Source organism: Streptomyces sp. NPDC028722 (assembly GCF_040637655.1).
In the GTDB taxonomy this organism is placed as follows: domain Bacteria; phylum Actinomycetota; class Actinomycetes; order Streptomycetales; family Streptomycetaceae; genus Streptomyces.
The window spans coordinates 112,438-126,006 of the sequence record NZ_JBEZWU010000006.1 but is presented as its reverse complement, the minus strand read 5'-3'; the positions used below and the strand labels follow the sequence as shown (position 1 = coordinate 126,006).

The 13,569-nt window shown below is 71.0% G+C and carries 11 protein-coding genes and 2 tRNA genes; 7 read left to right on the top strand and 6 right to left on the bottom strand.

Going from position 1 to position 13,569, the window contains the following annotated elements:
- Nucleotides 1–136: 136 nt before the first annotated feature.
- Nucleotides 137–964 (bottom strand): glycerophosphodiester phosphodiesterase, encoded by an 828-nt coding sequence (locus AB0F03_RS12085; RefSeq protein ID WP_361989410.1) that lies wholly within the window; start codon nt 962–964, stop codon nt 137–139.
- 228 nt (nt 965–1,192) lie between these two features.
- Here AB0F03_RS12085 and AB0F03_RS12080 point away from each other — a divergent pair, with 228 nt between their 5' ends.
- Together AB0F03_RS12080 and AB0F03_RS12075 are read left to right on the top strand one after the other, a co-directional pair.
- The gene (locus AB0F03_RS12080) at nt 1,193–2,662 is read left to right on the top strand and encodes a trypsin-like peptidase domain-containing protein (RefSeq protein WP_361989408.1); all 1,470 of its coding nucleotides are present in this window, start codon (nt 1,193–1,195) and stop codon (nt 2,660–2,662) included.
- A 50-nt stretch (nt 2,663–2,712) separates the two neighbouring features.
- Nucleotides 2,713–2,807: transfer RNA gene (locus tag AB0F03_RS12075), tRNA-Ser, on the top strand.
- Between the two features lie 340 nt (nt 2,808–3,147).
- Here the strand turns inward: AB0F03_RS12075 and AB0F03_RS12070 are convergent.
- From AB0F03_RS12070 to AB0F03_RS12060, 3 genes are all read right to left on the bottom strand, one after another.
- Entirely contained in the window at nt 3,148–4,278 is a 1,131-nt protein-coding gene (locus tag AB0F03_RS12070) for a catalase family protein (RefSeq protein ID WP_361989406.1), read from the bottom strand.
- A 57-nt stretch (nt 4,279–4,335) separates the two neighbouring features.
- On the bottom strand, nt 4,336–5,688 hold the full coding sequence (locus AB0F03_RS12065) for a Dyp-type peroxidase (RefSeq protein WP_361989403.1): 1,353 nt from the start codon (nt 5,686–5,688) through the stop codon (nt 4,336–4,338).
- 123 nt (nt 5,689–5,811) lie between these two features.
- Nucleotides 5,812–6,402 (bottom strand): hypothetical protein, encoded by a 591-nt coding sequence (locus AB0F03_RS12060; RefSeq protein WP_361989400.1) that lies wholly within the window; start codon nt 6,400–6,402, stop codon nt 5,812–5,814.
- 392 nt (nt 6,403–6,794) lie between these two features.
- On the opposite strand from AB0F03_RS12060, the gene AB0F03_RS12055 reads away from it, so the two are divergent.
- Nucleotides 6,795–7,472 carry a GAP family protein gene (locus tag AB0F03_RS12055; protein WP_361989397.1) on the top strand — a complete coding sequence of 226 codons (678 nt, stop codon included), beginning with the start codon at nt 6,795–6,797 and terminating at the stop codon, nt 7,470–7,472.
- A gap of 265 nt (nt 7,473–7,737) precedes the next feature.
- Nucleotides 7,738–7,824 (top strand) — tRNA-Ser (locus AB0F03_RS12050).
- A gap of 133 nt (nt 7,825–7,957) precedes the next feature.
- Here the strand turns inward: AB0F03_RS12050 and AB0F03_RS12045 are convergent.
- On the bottom strand, nt 7,958–8,830 hold the full coding sequence (locus tag AB0F03_RS12045; protein WP_361989395.1) for a bifunctional DNA primase/polymerase: 873 nt from the start codon (nt 8,828–8,830) through the stop codon (nt 7,958–7,960).
- Between the two features lie 222 nt (nt 8,831–9,052).
- Here AB0F03_RS12045 and AB0F03_RS12040 point away from each other — a divergent pair, with 222 nt between their 5' ends.
- Together AB0F03_RS12040 and AB0F03_RS12035 are read left to right on the top strand one after the other, a co-directional pair.
- Nucleotides 9,053–9,646, top strand: coding sequence for a SigE family RNA polymerase sigma factor (locus AB0F03_RS12040; protein ID WP_361989392.1), 594 nt, complete (start codon nt 9,053–9,055; stop codon nt 9,644–9,646).
- Nucleotides 9,647–9,747: 101 nt separating this feature from the next.
- Nucleotides 9,748–11,403, top strand: a complete 1,656-nt coding sequence (locus AB0F03_RS12035; protein ID WP_361989389.1) for a long-chain fatty acid--CoA ligase — start codon at nt 9,748–9,750, stop codon at nt 11,401–11,403.
- A 151-nt stretch (nt 11,404–11,554) separates the two neighbouring features.
- Here AB0F03_RS12035 and AB0F03_RS12030 read toward each other — a convergent pair whose 3' ends face one another.
- Nucleotides 11,555–12,769 carry an MFS transporter gene (locus tag AB0F03_RS12030; protein WP_361989387.1) on the bottom strand — a complete coding sequence of 405 codons (1,215 nt, stop codon included), beginning with the start codon at nt 12,767–12,769 and terminating at the stop codon, nt 11,555–11,557.
- Nucleotides 12,770–12,938: 169 nt separating this feature from the next.
- Between AB0F03_RS12030 and AB0F03_RS12025 the strand changes: the two genes are divergently transcribed.
- Complete coding sequence (locus AB0F03_RS12025; protein ID WP_361989385.1) at nt 12,939–13,523, top strand: TetR family transcriptional regulator; 585 nt, start codon at nt 12,939–12,941, stop codon at nt 13,521–13,523.
- Nucleotides 13,524–13,569: the final 46 nt, after the last annotated feature.

Below are 13,569 nucleotides of genomic sequence, written 5' to 3'. Positions count from 1 at the left end.
AGCGAACGCGCCGGAGCACTTTCCGTGACGTGGTTCGCGAGATATGGACCGATATGGCGTGATTTCTCCCGCCCGGGAAGCGGCCGGAATCACGGAATTTCCCGGTCTCGGATCCCGAGATTTCCGAATTCCGGGGTCAGCGCCCCAGTTGCCGCAGCACCGCGCGCGGGCGATTGGTGATGATGGCGTCGACGCCCAGTCCGGCACAGAGGTCGACGTCGGCGGGCTCGTTCACGGTCCACACGTGGATCTGGTGGCCGGCCCGCTTCAGCCGCTCCACGTACGCGGGGTGGCTGCGCACGAACCGGATCGAGGGGCCCGCGATCCGCACGCCCGCGGGCAGTCGCCCGTCGCGCAGCCGGGGCGAGACGAACTGCATCAGGTAGACCGTCGGCAGCGTCGGCGAGGCGGCACGCACGCGGTGCAGCGAACGTGCCGAGAAGCTCATGACCCGCACCTGCGACCCGGCGGCCTGATCCGGCGCGTCCAGGCCGAACCGCTTCAGCAGGGTCAGCAGCCGCTCCTCGACCTGACCGGCCCAGCGCGTGGGGTGTTTGGTCTCGATGGCCAGGTCCACCCGCCGCCCGGCGTCCGAGACCAGTTCCAGCAGCCGCTCCAGGGTGAGCACCGACGTCTCCTCGCGGTCCTCCGGGCGGTGCTCCCAGTCGGGCTCCTCGTCCCGCCCGTGCCAGGCCTCGCGCGTCTTCCAGGACCCGAAGTCGAGGGCCGCCAGATCGGCCAGCTCCAGTGCGGAGACCGCGCCGCGGCCGTTGGAGGTACGGTTCACCCGCCGGTCGTGGACGCAGACCAGATGGCCGTCCGCGGTCAGCCGTACATCGCATTCCAGGGCGTCCGCGCCGTCCTCGATCGCCTTCCGGTAGGCGGCCAGGGTGTGCTCGGGTGCGTCCTCGGAGGCGCCTCGGTGGGCGACGACCTGGATGGAGTGCTGTGGTGCGTGGGTCACGGCGTCATGGTGCCACCGTCATCGGGTGCACGGGGGGCGCCCGCACGGCCGGTCGGCGAACGAGGGCGACCGCCCTGTTCCTTTGTATGACCTTTGCGTCAAAGATCCTATATAAAGAAGAGTCCGGGACCCACAGCCACCGCTTATGGTGCTCTGACGGCCCGTGGGAAAAGCTGACTACTGACCGAGTGCGACCGACGACACAGGCGTGGATCGAGGAGAAGAGCTGTGAGCACCGAGAACGAGGGCAACGCGGTACCCCCGGCCCCGTCCGCACCTCCCGTGCCGGTGGCCCCTCACGACGCCTCCCCGCAGGGCCCCGTGCCCGGGGGCAACGCGCCGACGGCACCGCTCCCGCCCGTCCCCCACGAGGCGCCCGCGGCCTTCGGGGCGCCCGAGACCCCCGCGGCGTTCGCGGCCTCGGGGCACGGTCCGGCGCACCAGCCCGGCCAGGCCGCCGACGGCTCCTGGCCGCCTCCGCCGCCGGGCACCCCGTCCTACGGCGACGGCGGCTCCGGCGGCCCCGGCGCCGGCTGGGGAGCCGCGTACCAGCAGCCCGCCCCCAAGCCGCGCAGCGGACGCGGCGGCCTCGTGGCGGCGGTCCTGGTGGCCGCGCTGGTCGCGGGCGGTCTGGGCGGTGGCCTCGGCTACACCCTGGCCAGGGACCACGACGACCACGGCTCCACCACCGTCTCGGCCTCCGACAGCGGCGCCGCCCAGGTCAGGCGCGCACCCGGCACGATCGCCAACGTGGCCGCCAAGGCGCTGCCCAGCACGGTCACCATCGAGGCCGAGAGCAGCAACGGCGAGGGCGGCACGGGCACCGGGTTCGTCTTCGACACCCAGGGCCACATCGTCACCAACAACCACGTGGTCGCGGACGCGGTGGACGGCGGCAAGCTCACGGCCACCTTCCCGGACGGCAGGAAGTACAACGCCGAGATCGTCGGCCACGCGCAGGGTTACGACGTCGCCGTCATCAAGCTCAAGAACGCCCCCTCGGACCTGAAACCCCTCGCCCTCGGCGACTCCGACAAGGTGGCCGTCGGCGACGAGACCATCGCCATCGGCGCCCCCTTCGGCCTGTCCAACACGGTGACGACCGGCATCATCAGCGCCAAGGACCGTCCGGTGGCCTCCAGCGACGGCAGCTCCACCAGCAAGGCGTCGTACATGAGCGCCCTCCAGACGGACGCGTCCATCAACCCGGGCAACTCCGGTGGCCCGCTGCTGAACTCCTCCGGCGCGGTCATCGGCATCAACTCGGCGATCCAGTCCAGCAGCAGCGGCGGCGGATTCGGCGGTTCGGGCCAGTCCGGCTCGATCGGCCTGGGCTTCGCCATCCCGATCAACCAGGCCAAGTACGTCGCCCAGCAGCTGATCAAGACCGGCAAGCCGGTGTACGCCAAGATCGGCGCCTCCGTCTCCCTGGAGGACACCACCAACGGCGCGAAGATCACCGACCAGGGCACGGGCGGCTCCGCCGCGGTCGAGTCCGGCGGCCCCGCGGACAAGGCCGGCCTCAAGCCCGGCGACCTCATCAGCAAGCTCGACGACCACGTGATCGACAGCGGCCCCACCCTGATCGGCGAGATCTGGACCCACAAGCCGGGCGACAAGGTGACGGTCACCTACAAGCGGGGCGGTCAGGAACACACGGTCGACCTCACCCTGGGAGCCCGAGAGGGCGACAGCTGACGCACCCGGCCCCGAGCCCGGTACGCTGTACCGCTCCGCCCCAGGTGGGCGGGGGCGAGGTGGGTTGCCCGAGCGGCCTGAGGGAACGGTGTTGAAATCCGTCGTGGCAGCGATGTCACCGTGGGTTCAAATCCCACCGCCTCCGCAGAGGCCATAGACGTGCTGGTCAGAAGGGGTGTCCCTCGGTGAGGGGCGCCGTTCGAGCTGGGCCACTGTGATGGGTTCGCCGTGCTCGGCGTGGTGGGATGCGCCACCGAAGCAGCCGACCCGGCATCCGTGGGCAATGCGGAACCGGCAGACGATGCTGCCCCGGCTTCCGCGTCCGACGCGACCTCGGTGACTGACGCGGCACCGGCCGAGGAACCCGCCCCGGTCGCCGTCGCACCGGCCCCGGTCGCTCTGCCCGCCGGCCGCGCGCCGCGTGTGGAGTGCTACAGGTCAGGAAGGGCCAACCGTTGAAGGCGGTCGTATCGGTGCCGCTGGTGTCACTGGGCCGGGCTGAGTACCTCGTCCGCGCTCTTCGGCTCTGTGCGCGGTTGTTGATTGAGCTTGTGACGCGCGATGGAGGATCGCCGGTAGACCTCCTTGCGGGCCCGCATGATGTTGCCCAGGGGTGCGTGCTCGGCGGTGACTCGCCAGGGCGTGAAGGACAGTGAGTCCATCTTCGCCAGGTTTTCGGGCCCGGAGATGTCCTGCTTCGGCAGTCGCAGCTTCGCCACGGTGACGGACGGCGAGAGCCGCTCGGGCCACTCCACGGTCGTGTCCTCCACCGGCATCCGCTCCAGGTCGGTGCAGAGCTGGACCTGAATGTCGAAGGTGTAAGGCCGCTCCTGTAGCTCGGCCTGCAGGGCCGGTCGGAAGACCTCCTGCGCGGAGGCCGGGTCGATGGCGCGCCGGACCACCGCGGCGGCGGAGTCCGGGTCGGGGGTGATGCGCACTTTGGCGATGTAGTCCCCGTGCCGGACCGCGCCCATCGTCCAGTAGCTCGACAGCAGCAGGTTCGCCGGAGGAGTCTTCGACAGGCGCAGGAAGGCCAGGAATTCGTCCCACGCCCAGTCTCCCTGGCTCAGCGTTCCCTTGCCGGTCACGAACTCGGTGAAGAAGCGATGTGCGCCGGGTCGGCCCTGGGAGAAGTAGGACGGCGCGTCCAGGAACAGTTCCTGGATGAAGAGATAGTGCTCGACGGTGTTGCAGAAGAAGATCGGTCCGTTGATGTTGGCGTAGTCGAAGGTGCCCGTGTCCGGTTCGTCTTCCAGCAGGGTCGGGCCGGGGATGTCGAACATCTTCAGTGCCAGTCCGGTGGCGGCGCCCAGTCGCGCGTCGGCTCCGGCGTGCGGCGAGCCGTTGGAGAAACGGATGAGCGCATCGTGGCTTCCCGGCGTCGCGTAGATGCCCTGGGCGTACTCGGGGGGCAGCCCGTCCAGGATCTCCACCTCTCCTCGGATCAGTCCGTATCCCTTGGCGTGGGCGTCCCGTAGGGCCTGTCCGGTGCCACCGGCCTCGACGGACTCGGCGATGTAGCTCTCGGTCTTCTCGATCACCGTCTGCAGATTCTGGTCGAAGGCCGGGTCATCGACTTCGACGTCAGGCGTGTAGGGGACGAACTGTGCTGCCATGACTTCGACCTCTCCTCAGAGAGTGTGACCGGATGTCAGAAGGGGTGACAATCCCTCTCAGTCCTCCAGTTCGGCGAGCCAGCGCAGGGCACGCAGACCCGGCACGAAGCAGTACTCGCCGCCGCGGGTGACCACGAAGCTGGGCAGGTTCCGCAGGCGGCGCCGGACCGGCTTGTCGGGGATGGTGACGCTGCCGGTTCCGTCGTGATGTCCGGCCACCGGGTCCGTCTCGCCGGGGTAGCCGATGAAGTTGCCGTCGTTGACCCACTCGGCCTTGATGAATTCGAACTGCCGCTCCAGGTGGGCCCCGATGAAGACTCCCACCAGGCCCCGGTCGGCACCGTCGTCCTCCAGCACGCCCTCGGGCAGCGGCGGACCGTAGGTGGTGCCGCGGCGGATGAGCCGGTGCATCCGTGCGTCGCCGATGATGGTGGCGTCGCGGGGGTTGTTCCGGCGGATGTGCGCGCCGGCGGGGCATCGCAAGCCGCGATCGTCGTTCTCCCGGTACAGGAAGTTGTTGACGCGCTGCGGATCCGCTGCCAGCTCCGGGTCGTCGTGCTCCGGGGACAGTGTCAGCGGCGCCCCACTCGGCCAGCGCCCGACCATTTTCGCCGCCAGGAGCGCTTCTTCCTCGGCGTTGGAACTGTTGGCGCGCAGGTAACGGCGCCAGGCCGCCACGTCGGTGTGAATCTTGCGAACGGCCACGTAGGTTCCATTGCGTCCCAGTACATCGGGGCTGGGCATGGGTGGCAGATTGCCGGTTTCGTCGGGGTAGCCGAGGATGAACTCGCCGGCCTTGATGGGGGCTTCCTGCGGGTTGGAGCCCGGCAGTCCGACGCCCTCGATGTTCGGATGGCTGATGCCGTCGCGGAAGCCGAAGGTGGTGCGCCCGGTCGGAAGCTGGTGGACGTCCTGCTGCCAGATGACCTGGACGCCCGGGGTTTCCTGGTACGCGACGCGGGCCCGCTCCAGTTCCTCGTCCAGTCGCGCCGCATCGGAGGACAGGGCGCTCAGCGCGATGTGGACGTCGCCCGTTCCGAACGGTTCCTCCCAGTGGGCCGGGGCGTTCTCGCCCACATCGCCGATCAATTCCGCCCGAGCGGCCATGCCCTCACGGAACGCCCGGGGGAAGCTGTCCAGCGACTCCTGGGGCACCCCCAGGGCCCTCAGCCCCTGATATGTGAACGCCACGGCCACCCAGGCATCCTGGCTCAGGTCCACACTGGGCAGGCCACCCGAGGTCAACGGGAGCAGCCGCCGCAGCAGGGCGCGCCCCGCGTCGCGGTCGTCGACACGCAGGAAGATGAACTTTCCCTCGTACGGCACGGGCCGCGGACGCAACGCCCCGCTTTGGATGTCATCGATGTCCACGTGCGCGCTGGCCGCGTCGCTGCTTGCCGTCGCGTTCATGATCGCTCGTGCCTCCACGTCGCCTTTGCCTGGGCGGCCCCCCAGCGGCCGAGGCCGCCTGCGCCGACGCGGTCCACCGGTGGCGGGTCGGCTCCGAGGGTTGGGTCCGGTCGTGTCCGGTGTCTAGGCGGAGGCTTCCTCCAGCAGCTTCTGAAAGGCAGGTGTCGCCACCAGCTCCGAGTTGGCCGGGTTCTCCAGCGCCGCCCGGAATTCGGCGGTGTCCAGCACCTCCTCGAACGCCTCTTCCACACGGTGGTCCTTGTAGATCTGCTGGACGGTCAGATCGGGATAGGCGCTGACGAAGACCCCCGCGGGCGCCTGGTGCGCGACGAACCAGTCCTTCGCTCCTGGATCGCTGACGCCGGGGAAACCTTCGCTGTGCGAGAAGACCTTGTCGAAGCGCTCCCCGACCACCGTCTTGGCGAAGTCGTCGATGTAGGCGTCCCAGGAGCCGTCGAAGACGCTGGCGAACATGAACCGGGTGTCATTGTCGAAGATCACGTGCCGTGCGTCATGCAGAGTGCCGATCTGGCGCACCGCCGCATGCACCCTCTCGGCATCCGCCGCGTCGGAGAGCGTGGCGAGATCCTCACGCAGCGCATCGGCCTCACCCGGCTTGATCTTGGTGAAGACGGTGAACTCGCTGCAGACCCCATCCGACCTGCCCGGACGTTCGGGGTGACCTGATTGAGACGCTTGTGCCGGTGCTGTCATCGTGAGACTCCCCTGCCACGGATCGGTGTGAGGGTCACCAAGCGCCCTAACCAGGGCACCATCGCCCTCCCGATTCAATCCTCACCACGGATGCGCAGCCGCGCACCTTGGCCCCTGGCAAAGCCAGCACGGGTGCGGCAGGCCGACGCCGCGATCTTCGCGTCCCGAGAAGCTCCCGAGGACAGATCGAGCCAGGCGCAGGAAGATGGGACTGGGTCGTGCCTGCTGAGTACGGGGTCGTCACCTGCTCGGTCAGCCGCTTCCGCGTGGCCGTGAAACCGCGGGGCAACCGATCGCACAAGAACCGCCGCGCCGCACAGGCGGCCGGGCCCCTGCCCCTGCCAGACCTTTGCTCGACTGGATCGCCACCCTGACCCCAGCTGGAGGCAGCCATGGGCGCAGTTCTCGGTGACGTGCTGGGATTCGCGGCCGGCGTCGCGGTGAGCCCGCTTCCGATCATCGCCGTCATCCTCATCCTCGCCACGCCTCGGGGACGTCTCAGCGGAATCCTCTTCACCGTCGGCTGGATCCTCGGACTGTCGGCACTGGGCGCGGTGATGCTGGCGATCGCCTCCCCCGCCGGTGCCTCCGCCCACAAGCACCCGGCCACCTGGGTGGGGGCTCTCAAGCTTGCTCTCGGCGTATTCCTCCTCCTCTTCGGTGCCCGGCAGTGGCAGCGGCGCCCAAAGGATCCCTCGCAGGCAAAACTGCCGAAGTGGATGGGAGCGATCGACCGCCTCACACCGGTCAAGGTCTTCGGACTCGGAGCGGCCTTGGCCGCGCTCAACGCCAAGAACGCCCCGCTGACCATCGCCGCGGGCGCCGCGATCGGCTCGGCCGGACTGCCGGTCGGGCAGCAGGTCGCATCACTGGCGATCTTCGTCGTCATCGCCACGCTCGGCCTGCTGATCCCGGTCGGCGTTTTCCTCCTCGGGGGAGAGCGGGCCAGGACAACGCTCGGAAACTGGAAAGACTGGGCAGCTCAGCACAATGTCGCTGTGATGGCTGTCCTGTTCTTCGTCCTCGGGCTGAAACTGCTCGGAGACGGCATCTCCATCCTCACCTCCTGACAGGCCCACGCGGGGCGGAGCGGTCGGATCCGCACGCTCCTACGGACTGGAGGCGTGGTGGGTGACACGAACGCGGGAGCCGGCGTGGAACGTGGTCTGGCAAGACGCGGCGCGACACTGGGCTTCCGCAGTGTCGAACCAGGGACTGCTGTGAGAGATCATGCAGGGCGCAACGGAGCCGGTGGACCCTGTGTGGACCGCGAACCCCGCGTGAAGCTCGGGACCGGTACGCTGTACCCGCTCCGCCCCAGGTGGGCGGGGGCGAGGTGGGTTGCCCGAGCGGCCTAAGGGAACGGTCTTGAAAACCGTCGTGGCAGCGATGTCACCGTGGGTTCAAATCCCACACCCACCGCGGGTGAACGGCCCCCGACCGGATACGCCGGTCGGGGGCCGTCCGCTGTGCCCGTCCTGCTGACGCAGCGGCAGGAGGCCGACGCCGACGTCATCCAGGCCGTCGAGCGGGCAATGAGCTGACCACCGCCGCGTCAGGGGCGGTGGCCCGTCATGCGGGCCGCTGATGTGATCGTCGCGCGGGCCTCGCGTTCCGAGAGGCCGGTGTGCAGGGCCGCTTCGGTGAGGGGGGCCTCCAGGGCCGGGCCGAAGCCGTTCTCGTAGGCGCGGCAGGCCGCCCAGAACAGGCGGGTGTTGCGCTGGCCCTCGTGCGCGGCGAGGACGAACTGGACCAGGCCGCGGCCGTGGTCGCCGGGGACGGGCGGGGCCGGACGGTTCGGGCGCGGCGGGGGCAGGAGGAGGCGCAGGAGGGACGGCGGACAGGGGGCGGGAGGCAGGGCGGCGGTGCCGGGGGCCGTGGCGTAGACGCCGTGGTCGGTGCGGGAGCCGGGGCCCACCAGGTAGCCGCCGGCGCCGCGGATGTCGATGCCGGGGGCGAGGCGGCCCGCCGAGTTGGGCACCGTGACGTCCGGCGGGCCGGTCAGCCACAGGTGGCGGCCTCCGCTGGGGGTGAGGACGACGACCGTCTCGGGGATCGTGAACAGGTGACGCAGGGCCAGTTCGCGCAGGGCGGCCGAGGAGTCCGTGGCGGACTTGGTGTCCAGGTCGACGCCGATCAGGTGGTACGGGGGCAGTCCGCAGGCGATGCCGTAGCCGGTGGCCCAGGGGGCGGCGGCGAAGAGGGCGCGGATGCGGGCGGGGTCGGCCGAGGCGTCGTACACGCCGTGGCCGTACCGGCCGCAGCCGCCGTGGCAGCGGGGTCCGGCCGGGTCGGGGTCGGCGTGGTGGGGGGAGCGCAGGGCCGGGAGCTTCGTCCGGGAGAGGGGGATGACGGCCAGGCCGCGTTCGGCGGCTGACAGCGCGTGTGCGAGGGCCAGCGTCGTGGCCTGCCGGTCGGTGGTGGCCATGGCTCTATGCTCGTATGTATGTTCGAAAAAGGGAAGGCGGCGTCGTGCGGAGAGCCGCGGGGGCCCGGGCGGCCGCGGTCTCGGGGCCTACCCGCAGACGGAACGCACCCCGTACTCCACCTACAGGAGGTGGAGCCGGCCCCACCCCTACAACCTGAGGGGGACTCCGCTTCGGGACCTGCGGCCGATCCGCGGAGTGGGACCCGCTCCTAGCGTGGAGTCATGACCACGCCCGTCTGCACCAGCGCCTCGGCCGCCGCCGCACCAGCGCGGCAGACCCTCCACGACTCCCGGCCCCGCCCGGGCGGGGGGAGCCCCGCCTACCCGTCGTTCGCCTCGTACGTGCGCGCCCGCCAGCCGGTCCTGCTGCGCGCCGCACGCTCGCTCACCGCGAACCCGTGCGACGCCGAGGACCTGCTCCAGACCGCGCTCGCCAAGACGTACGTGGCGTGGGAGCGGATCGAGGACCAGCGGGCGCTCGACGGCTATGTGCGCCGGGCGCTGCTGAACACCCGGACCTCGCAGTGGCGCAAGCGCAGAGTGGACGAGTTCGCCTGCGAGGAGCTGCCCGAGCCGGACCACGCGCCCGGCGGCGAGGACCCGGCCGAGCGGCAGGCCCTGCACGACGCCATGTGGCGCGCGGTCATGAAGCTGCCGGCGCGGCAGCGGGCGATGGTCGTCCTGCGCTACTACGAGGATCTCAGCGAGGTCCAGACCGCCGAGGTGCTCGGGGTGTCGGTGGGCACGGTGAAGTCGGCGGTGTCGCGCGCGCTCGGCAAGCTGCGGGAGGACGAGGAGCTGATGCTCGTCCGCTGACCCCAATTTTCCTCCCGCTAGTGACATACCGCGCGGTATGTGCGCAGAATCAGCGCAACCTCTCCCACCGCGTAGGCAATGTCGCCCAGGAGGACGCCGCCGTGCTGAGCACCATGCAGGACGTACCGCTGCTGATCTCGAGGATCCTGACCCACGGGGCGGCGGTCCACGGCTCGTCACAGGTGACCACCTGGACCGGGGAGCCCGAGCCGCACCGGCGCACCTTCGCCGGGATCGGCGCCCGTGCCGCCCAGCTGGCGCACGCCCTGCGCGACGAACTGGGGGTGACCGGTGACGACCGGGTCGCCACGCTCATGTGGAACAACGCCGAACACGTCGAGGCGTACTTCGCGATCCCGTCCATGGGCGCCGTGCTGCACACCCTCAACCTGCGGCTGCCCGCCGAGCAGCTGGTGTGGATCGTCAACCACGCGGCCGACAAGGTCGTCGTCGTCAACGGCTCGCTCATCCCGCTGCTCGCGCCGCTGCTCCCCAAGCTGCCGACGCTGGAGCACATCGTCGTCTCCGGCCCCGGCGACCGCGCCCCGCTGGCCGGCGCCGGCGCGCGGGTGCACGAGTACGAGGAGCTGATCGCCGGCCGGTCCACCCACTACGACTGGCCGGAGCTGGACGAACGGCAGGCCGCCGCCATGTGCTACACCTCCGGCACGACCGGCGACCCCAAGGGCGTCGTCTACAGCCACCGTTCGATCTACCTGCACTCCATGCAGGTCAACATGACCCAGTCGATGGGCCTGTCCGACCAGGACACCTCCCTGGTCGTGGTCCCTCAGTTCCACGTCAACGCCTGGGGCCTGCCGCACGCCACGTTCATGACCGGCGTCAACCTCCTGATGCCCGACCGCTTCCTCCAGCCCGCCCCGCTCGCCGAGATGATCGAGACCGAGCAGCCGACGCACGCCGCGGCCGTGCCCACCATCTGGCAGGGCCTGCTCGCCGAACTCACCGCCCGCCCCCGGAACGTCTCCTCCCTCACCCAGGTCACCATCGGCGGCTCCGCCTGCCCGCCCTCCCTGATGGAGGCCTTCGACAAGCTGGGCATGCGGGTCTGTCACGCCTGGGGCATGACGGAGACCTCCCCGCTGGGCACGGTGGCCCGCCCGCCGGCCCACGCGGTCGGCACCGAGGAGGAACTGGCCTACCGCCTCACCCAGGGTCGCTTCCCGGCCGGCGTCGAGGCCCGGCTCACCGGCCCCGGCGGCGGACGCCTGCCCTGGGACGGCGAGTCGGCGGGCGAGCTGGAGGTGCGCGGCCCCTGGATCGCCGGCGCCTACTACAACGGACCCGACGCCGAACCCCTGCGCCCCGCCGACAAGTTCAGCGACGACGGCTGGCTGAAGACGGGTGACGTCGGCACGATCTCCCCCGACGGCTTCCTGACCCTCACCGACCGCGCCAAGGACGTCATCAAGTCCGGCGGCGAGTGGATCTCCTCCGTCGAGCTGGAGAACGCGCTGATGTCCCACCCGGACGTCGCCGAGGCCGCCGTGGTGGCCGTACCCGACGAGAAGTGGGGCGAGCGCCCGCTGGCCACGGTCGTCCTGCGCGAGGGCGCGACCACCGACTTCGCCGCCCTGCGCGCCTTCCTCGCCGAGGAGGGCCACATCGCCAGGTGGCAGCTGCCGGAACGCTGGACGGTGATCGAGTCGGTGCCGAAGACGAGCGTGGGCAAGTTCGACAAGAAGGTGCTGCGCAGCCACTACGCGGACGGCCGCCTGGACATCACCACTCTCTGAGCGACGCGGGCGCTCTCCTGGCAGGAGTCGTACGGCCCGAGGGGTGCCGTACGGCCTGATGGGCGCCGTACGGCCCGGGGCCGGTGATGCCGTCGGCGCCCTGCCCGTCCGGGCGGGGCACTCATCCCCGCCCGGACCGCTCCTACCGCTCCTACCGCCCCGGCCGGCTCGCCGTGGCTGCCCAGCCCAGCACCAGCCACACTGCCGCGACCGCGCACACCCCGCCCCAGCCCCAGTGGCCGAAGGCGGGGCCCGCGGCGGCCGAGGCGAGCGCGCCGCCGGCGAAACCGGAGACGACGTAGGCGGTGTTGGCGGTGGCCGGGGTGGAGGTCGTCGTCAGGGCCAGGGTCTGGTTGGCGACGTGGGAGGCGACCAGGGCGGCGTGGATCGCGATCGCGGCGGCGCACAGCGCGACCAGCACCTGTCCGCCCAGCCAGAACAGCGGCACGGCCACCGCGGCCAGCAGATACGCGGTGCCCACGACCCGTGTGGCGCCGAACCGGTCCACCAGGCCGCCGGCCAGCGGCGCCACCGCGGTGGAGGTCAGCCCGAAGAGGCCGAAGAGCCCGGCGGTCGCGGTGGACAGGCCGTACGAGGGGCCGGTCAGCAGCAGCGCGAGGGTGGTCCACAGGGCGCTCCAGGCGCCGAACATCCCCGCCTGCCGCAGGCACGCCCGCCACAGGTCGGGGGAGCGGCGCAGCAGCCCCGGAAGTTCGGCCATGCCCGAGAACAGGGCGCCCTGCCGGGTCCGCCGCTCCGTCGGCAGGGCGAGGGCGGTGGCCAGTCCCAGGGCGAGGGTCAGCACCGCGGACCCGGCGAACACCCAGCGCCAGCCGAAGGTCTGCCCGGCGAGACCGCCGAGGACGCGGGCCGCGACGATGCCGGTGAACAGTCCGGCGATGACGGCCGCGACATGCCGGGCGCGCCGGTCGGCGGGTGCCCGTTCGGCGACCAGCGGGACGAGCAGCTGGGGGACGACGGTCGCGGCGGCGGCGGCGAACACGGCGGCGGCGAGGGCCGCGGTGCCGGGAGCGACGGCGGCGACGACCAGGGCGACCGTGGTGGCGACGGAGAGGCCGGCGACGAGCGGGCGCCGGTTGACGCGGTCGCCGAGCGGGGCGAAGAAGAGCAGTCCGGCGGCGTAACCGAACTGGGCGACGGAGGCGATCCAGGTCACGGCCGAGGGGACCGTGCCGAAGTCGTGGGCGATGAGGGGGAGCAGCGGGGCCGCGAGGTAGATGTTGGCGGCCGTGACGGCGGCGCAGACGGCGATGAGGAGGAGGAAGAGGGCGCCGGAGGCGGCGGGCCGTCCGCGTGCGGGGACCCGGATCTCGTGTGCCTGCTGGGTGCTGGTCGCTGACGGCATGGGCGGAGCTACTCCTGGGGAACCGGCTCGCGTGACGGGCTGGGCGCTCGGACAACTAACTGGTTGGTTGGTACCTGGGATCTGCAACAGCGTGCCCGGCGCCCGCATTCCCGTCAACCGCGTCAACCAGACAGTTGGTTGCCCGTCCGCCGCCCCCTACCCTGTCCGCATGGGAGCAGTCAGGGACCCCGAGGCCACCAGAGCCCGCATCTTCGACGCGGCGCTCGCCGAGTTCGCCCGGCACGGCATCGCGGGCGCCCGCATCGACCGCATCGCCGACCGGGCGAAGGCCAACAAACAGCTGATCTACGCCTACTTCGGCAGCAAGGCGGAGCTGTTCACCCGGGTCCTGGAGAAGTCGATGCTCGACCTGGCCGTCGCCGTCCCCGTGACCCCCGACGACATCGAGGGCTGGGCCGACCGCGTGATCGACTACCACGCCGCCCACCCCGAGGTGCTCCGCCTGCTCTTCTGGGAGGGCCTGGAGTACGGCGCCGACACCGAACTGCCCGATGAGAACGGGCGCCGGGAGCACTACCGGCAGAAGATCGACGCGCTCCGGGACGGCCAGGAACGGGGCGTGATCACCGACGCGATCCCGGCCGGCGACCTGCTCCTCCTCCTCATCGGCCTGGCCAACTGGGCTGCCGTCGTCCCCCAGATGCGCCGCATCCTGGTGGGCACCGAGGACACCGACCGGGACCGCCTGCGCGCCTCGGTCAGAGAAGCGGCCCGACGACTGGTCGCCCCCTGACCCCGGCGTCCGGCACGCCCGGCCGACCGGGGTGTCCGATCCGGCC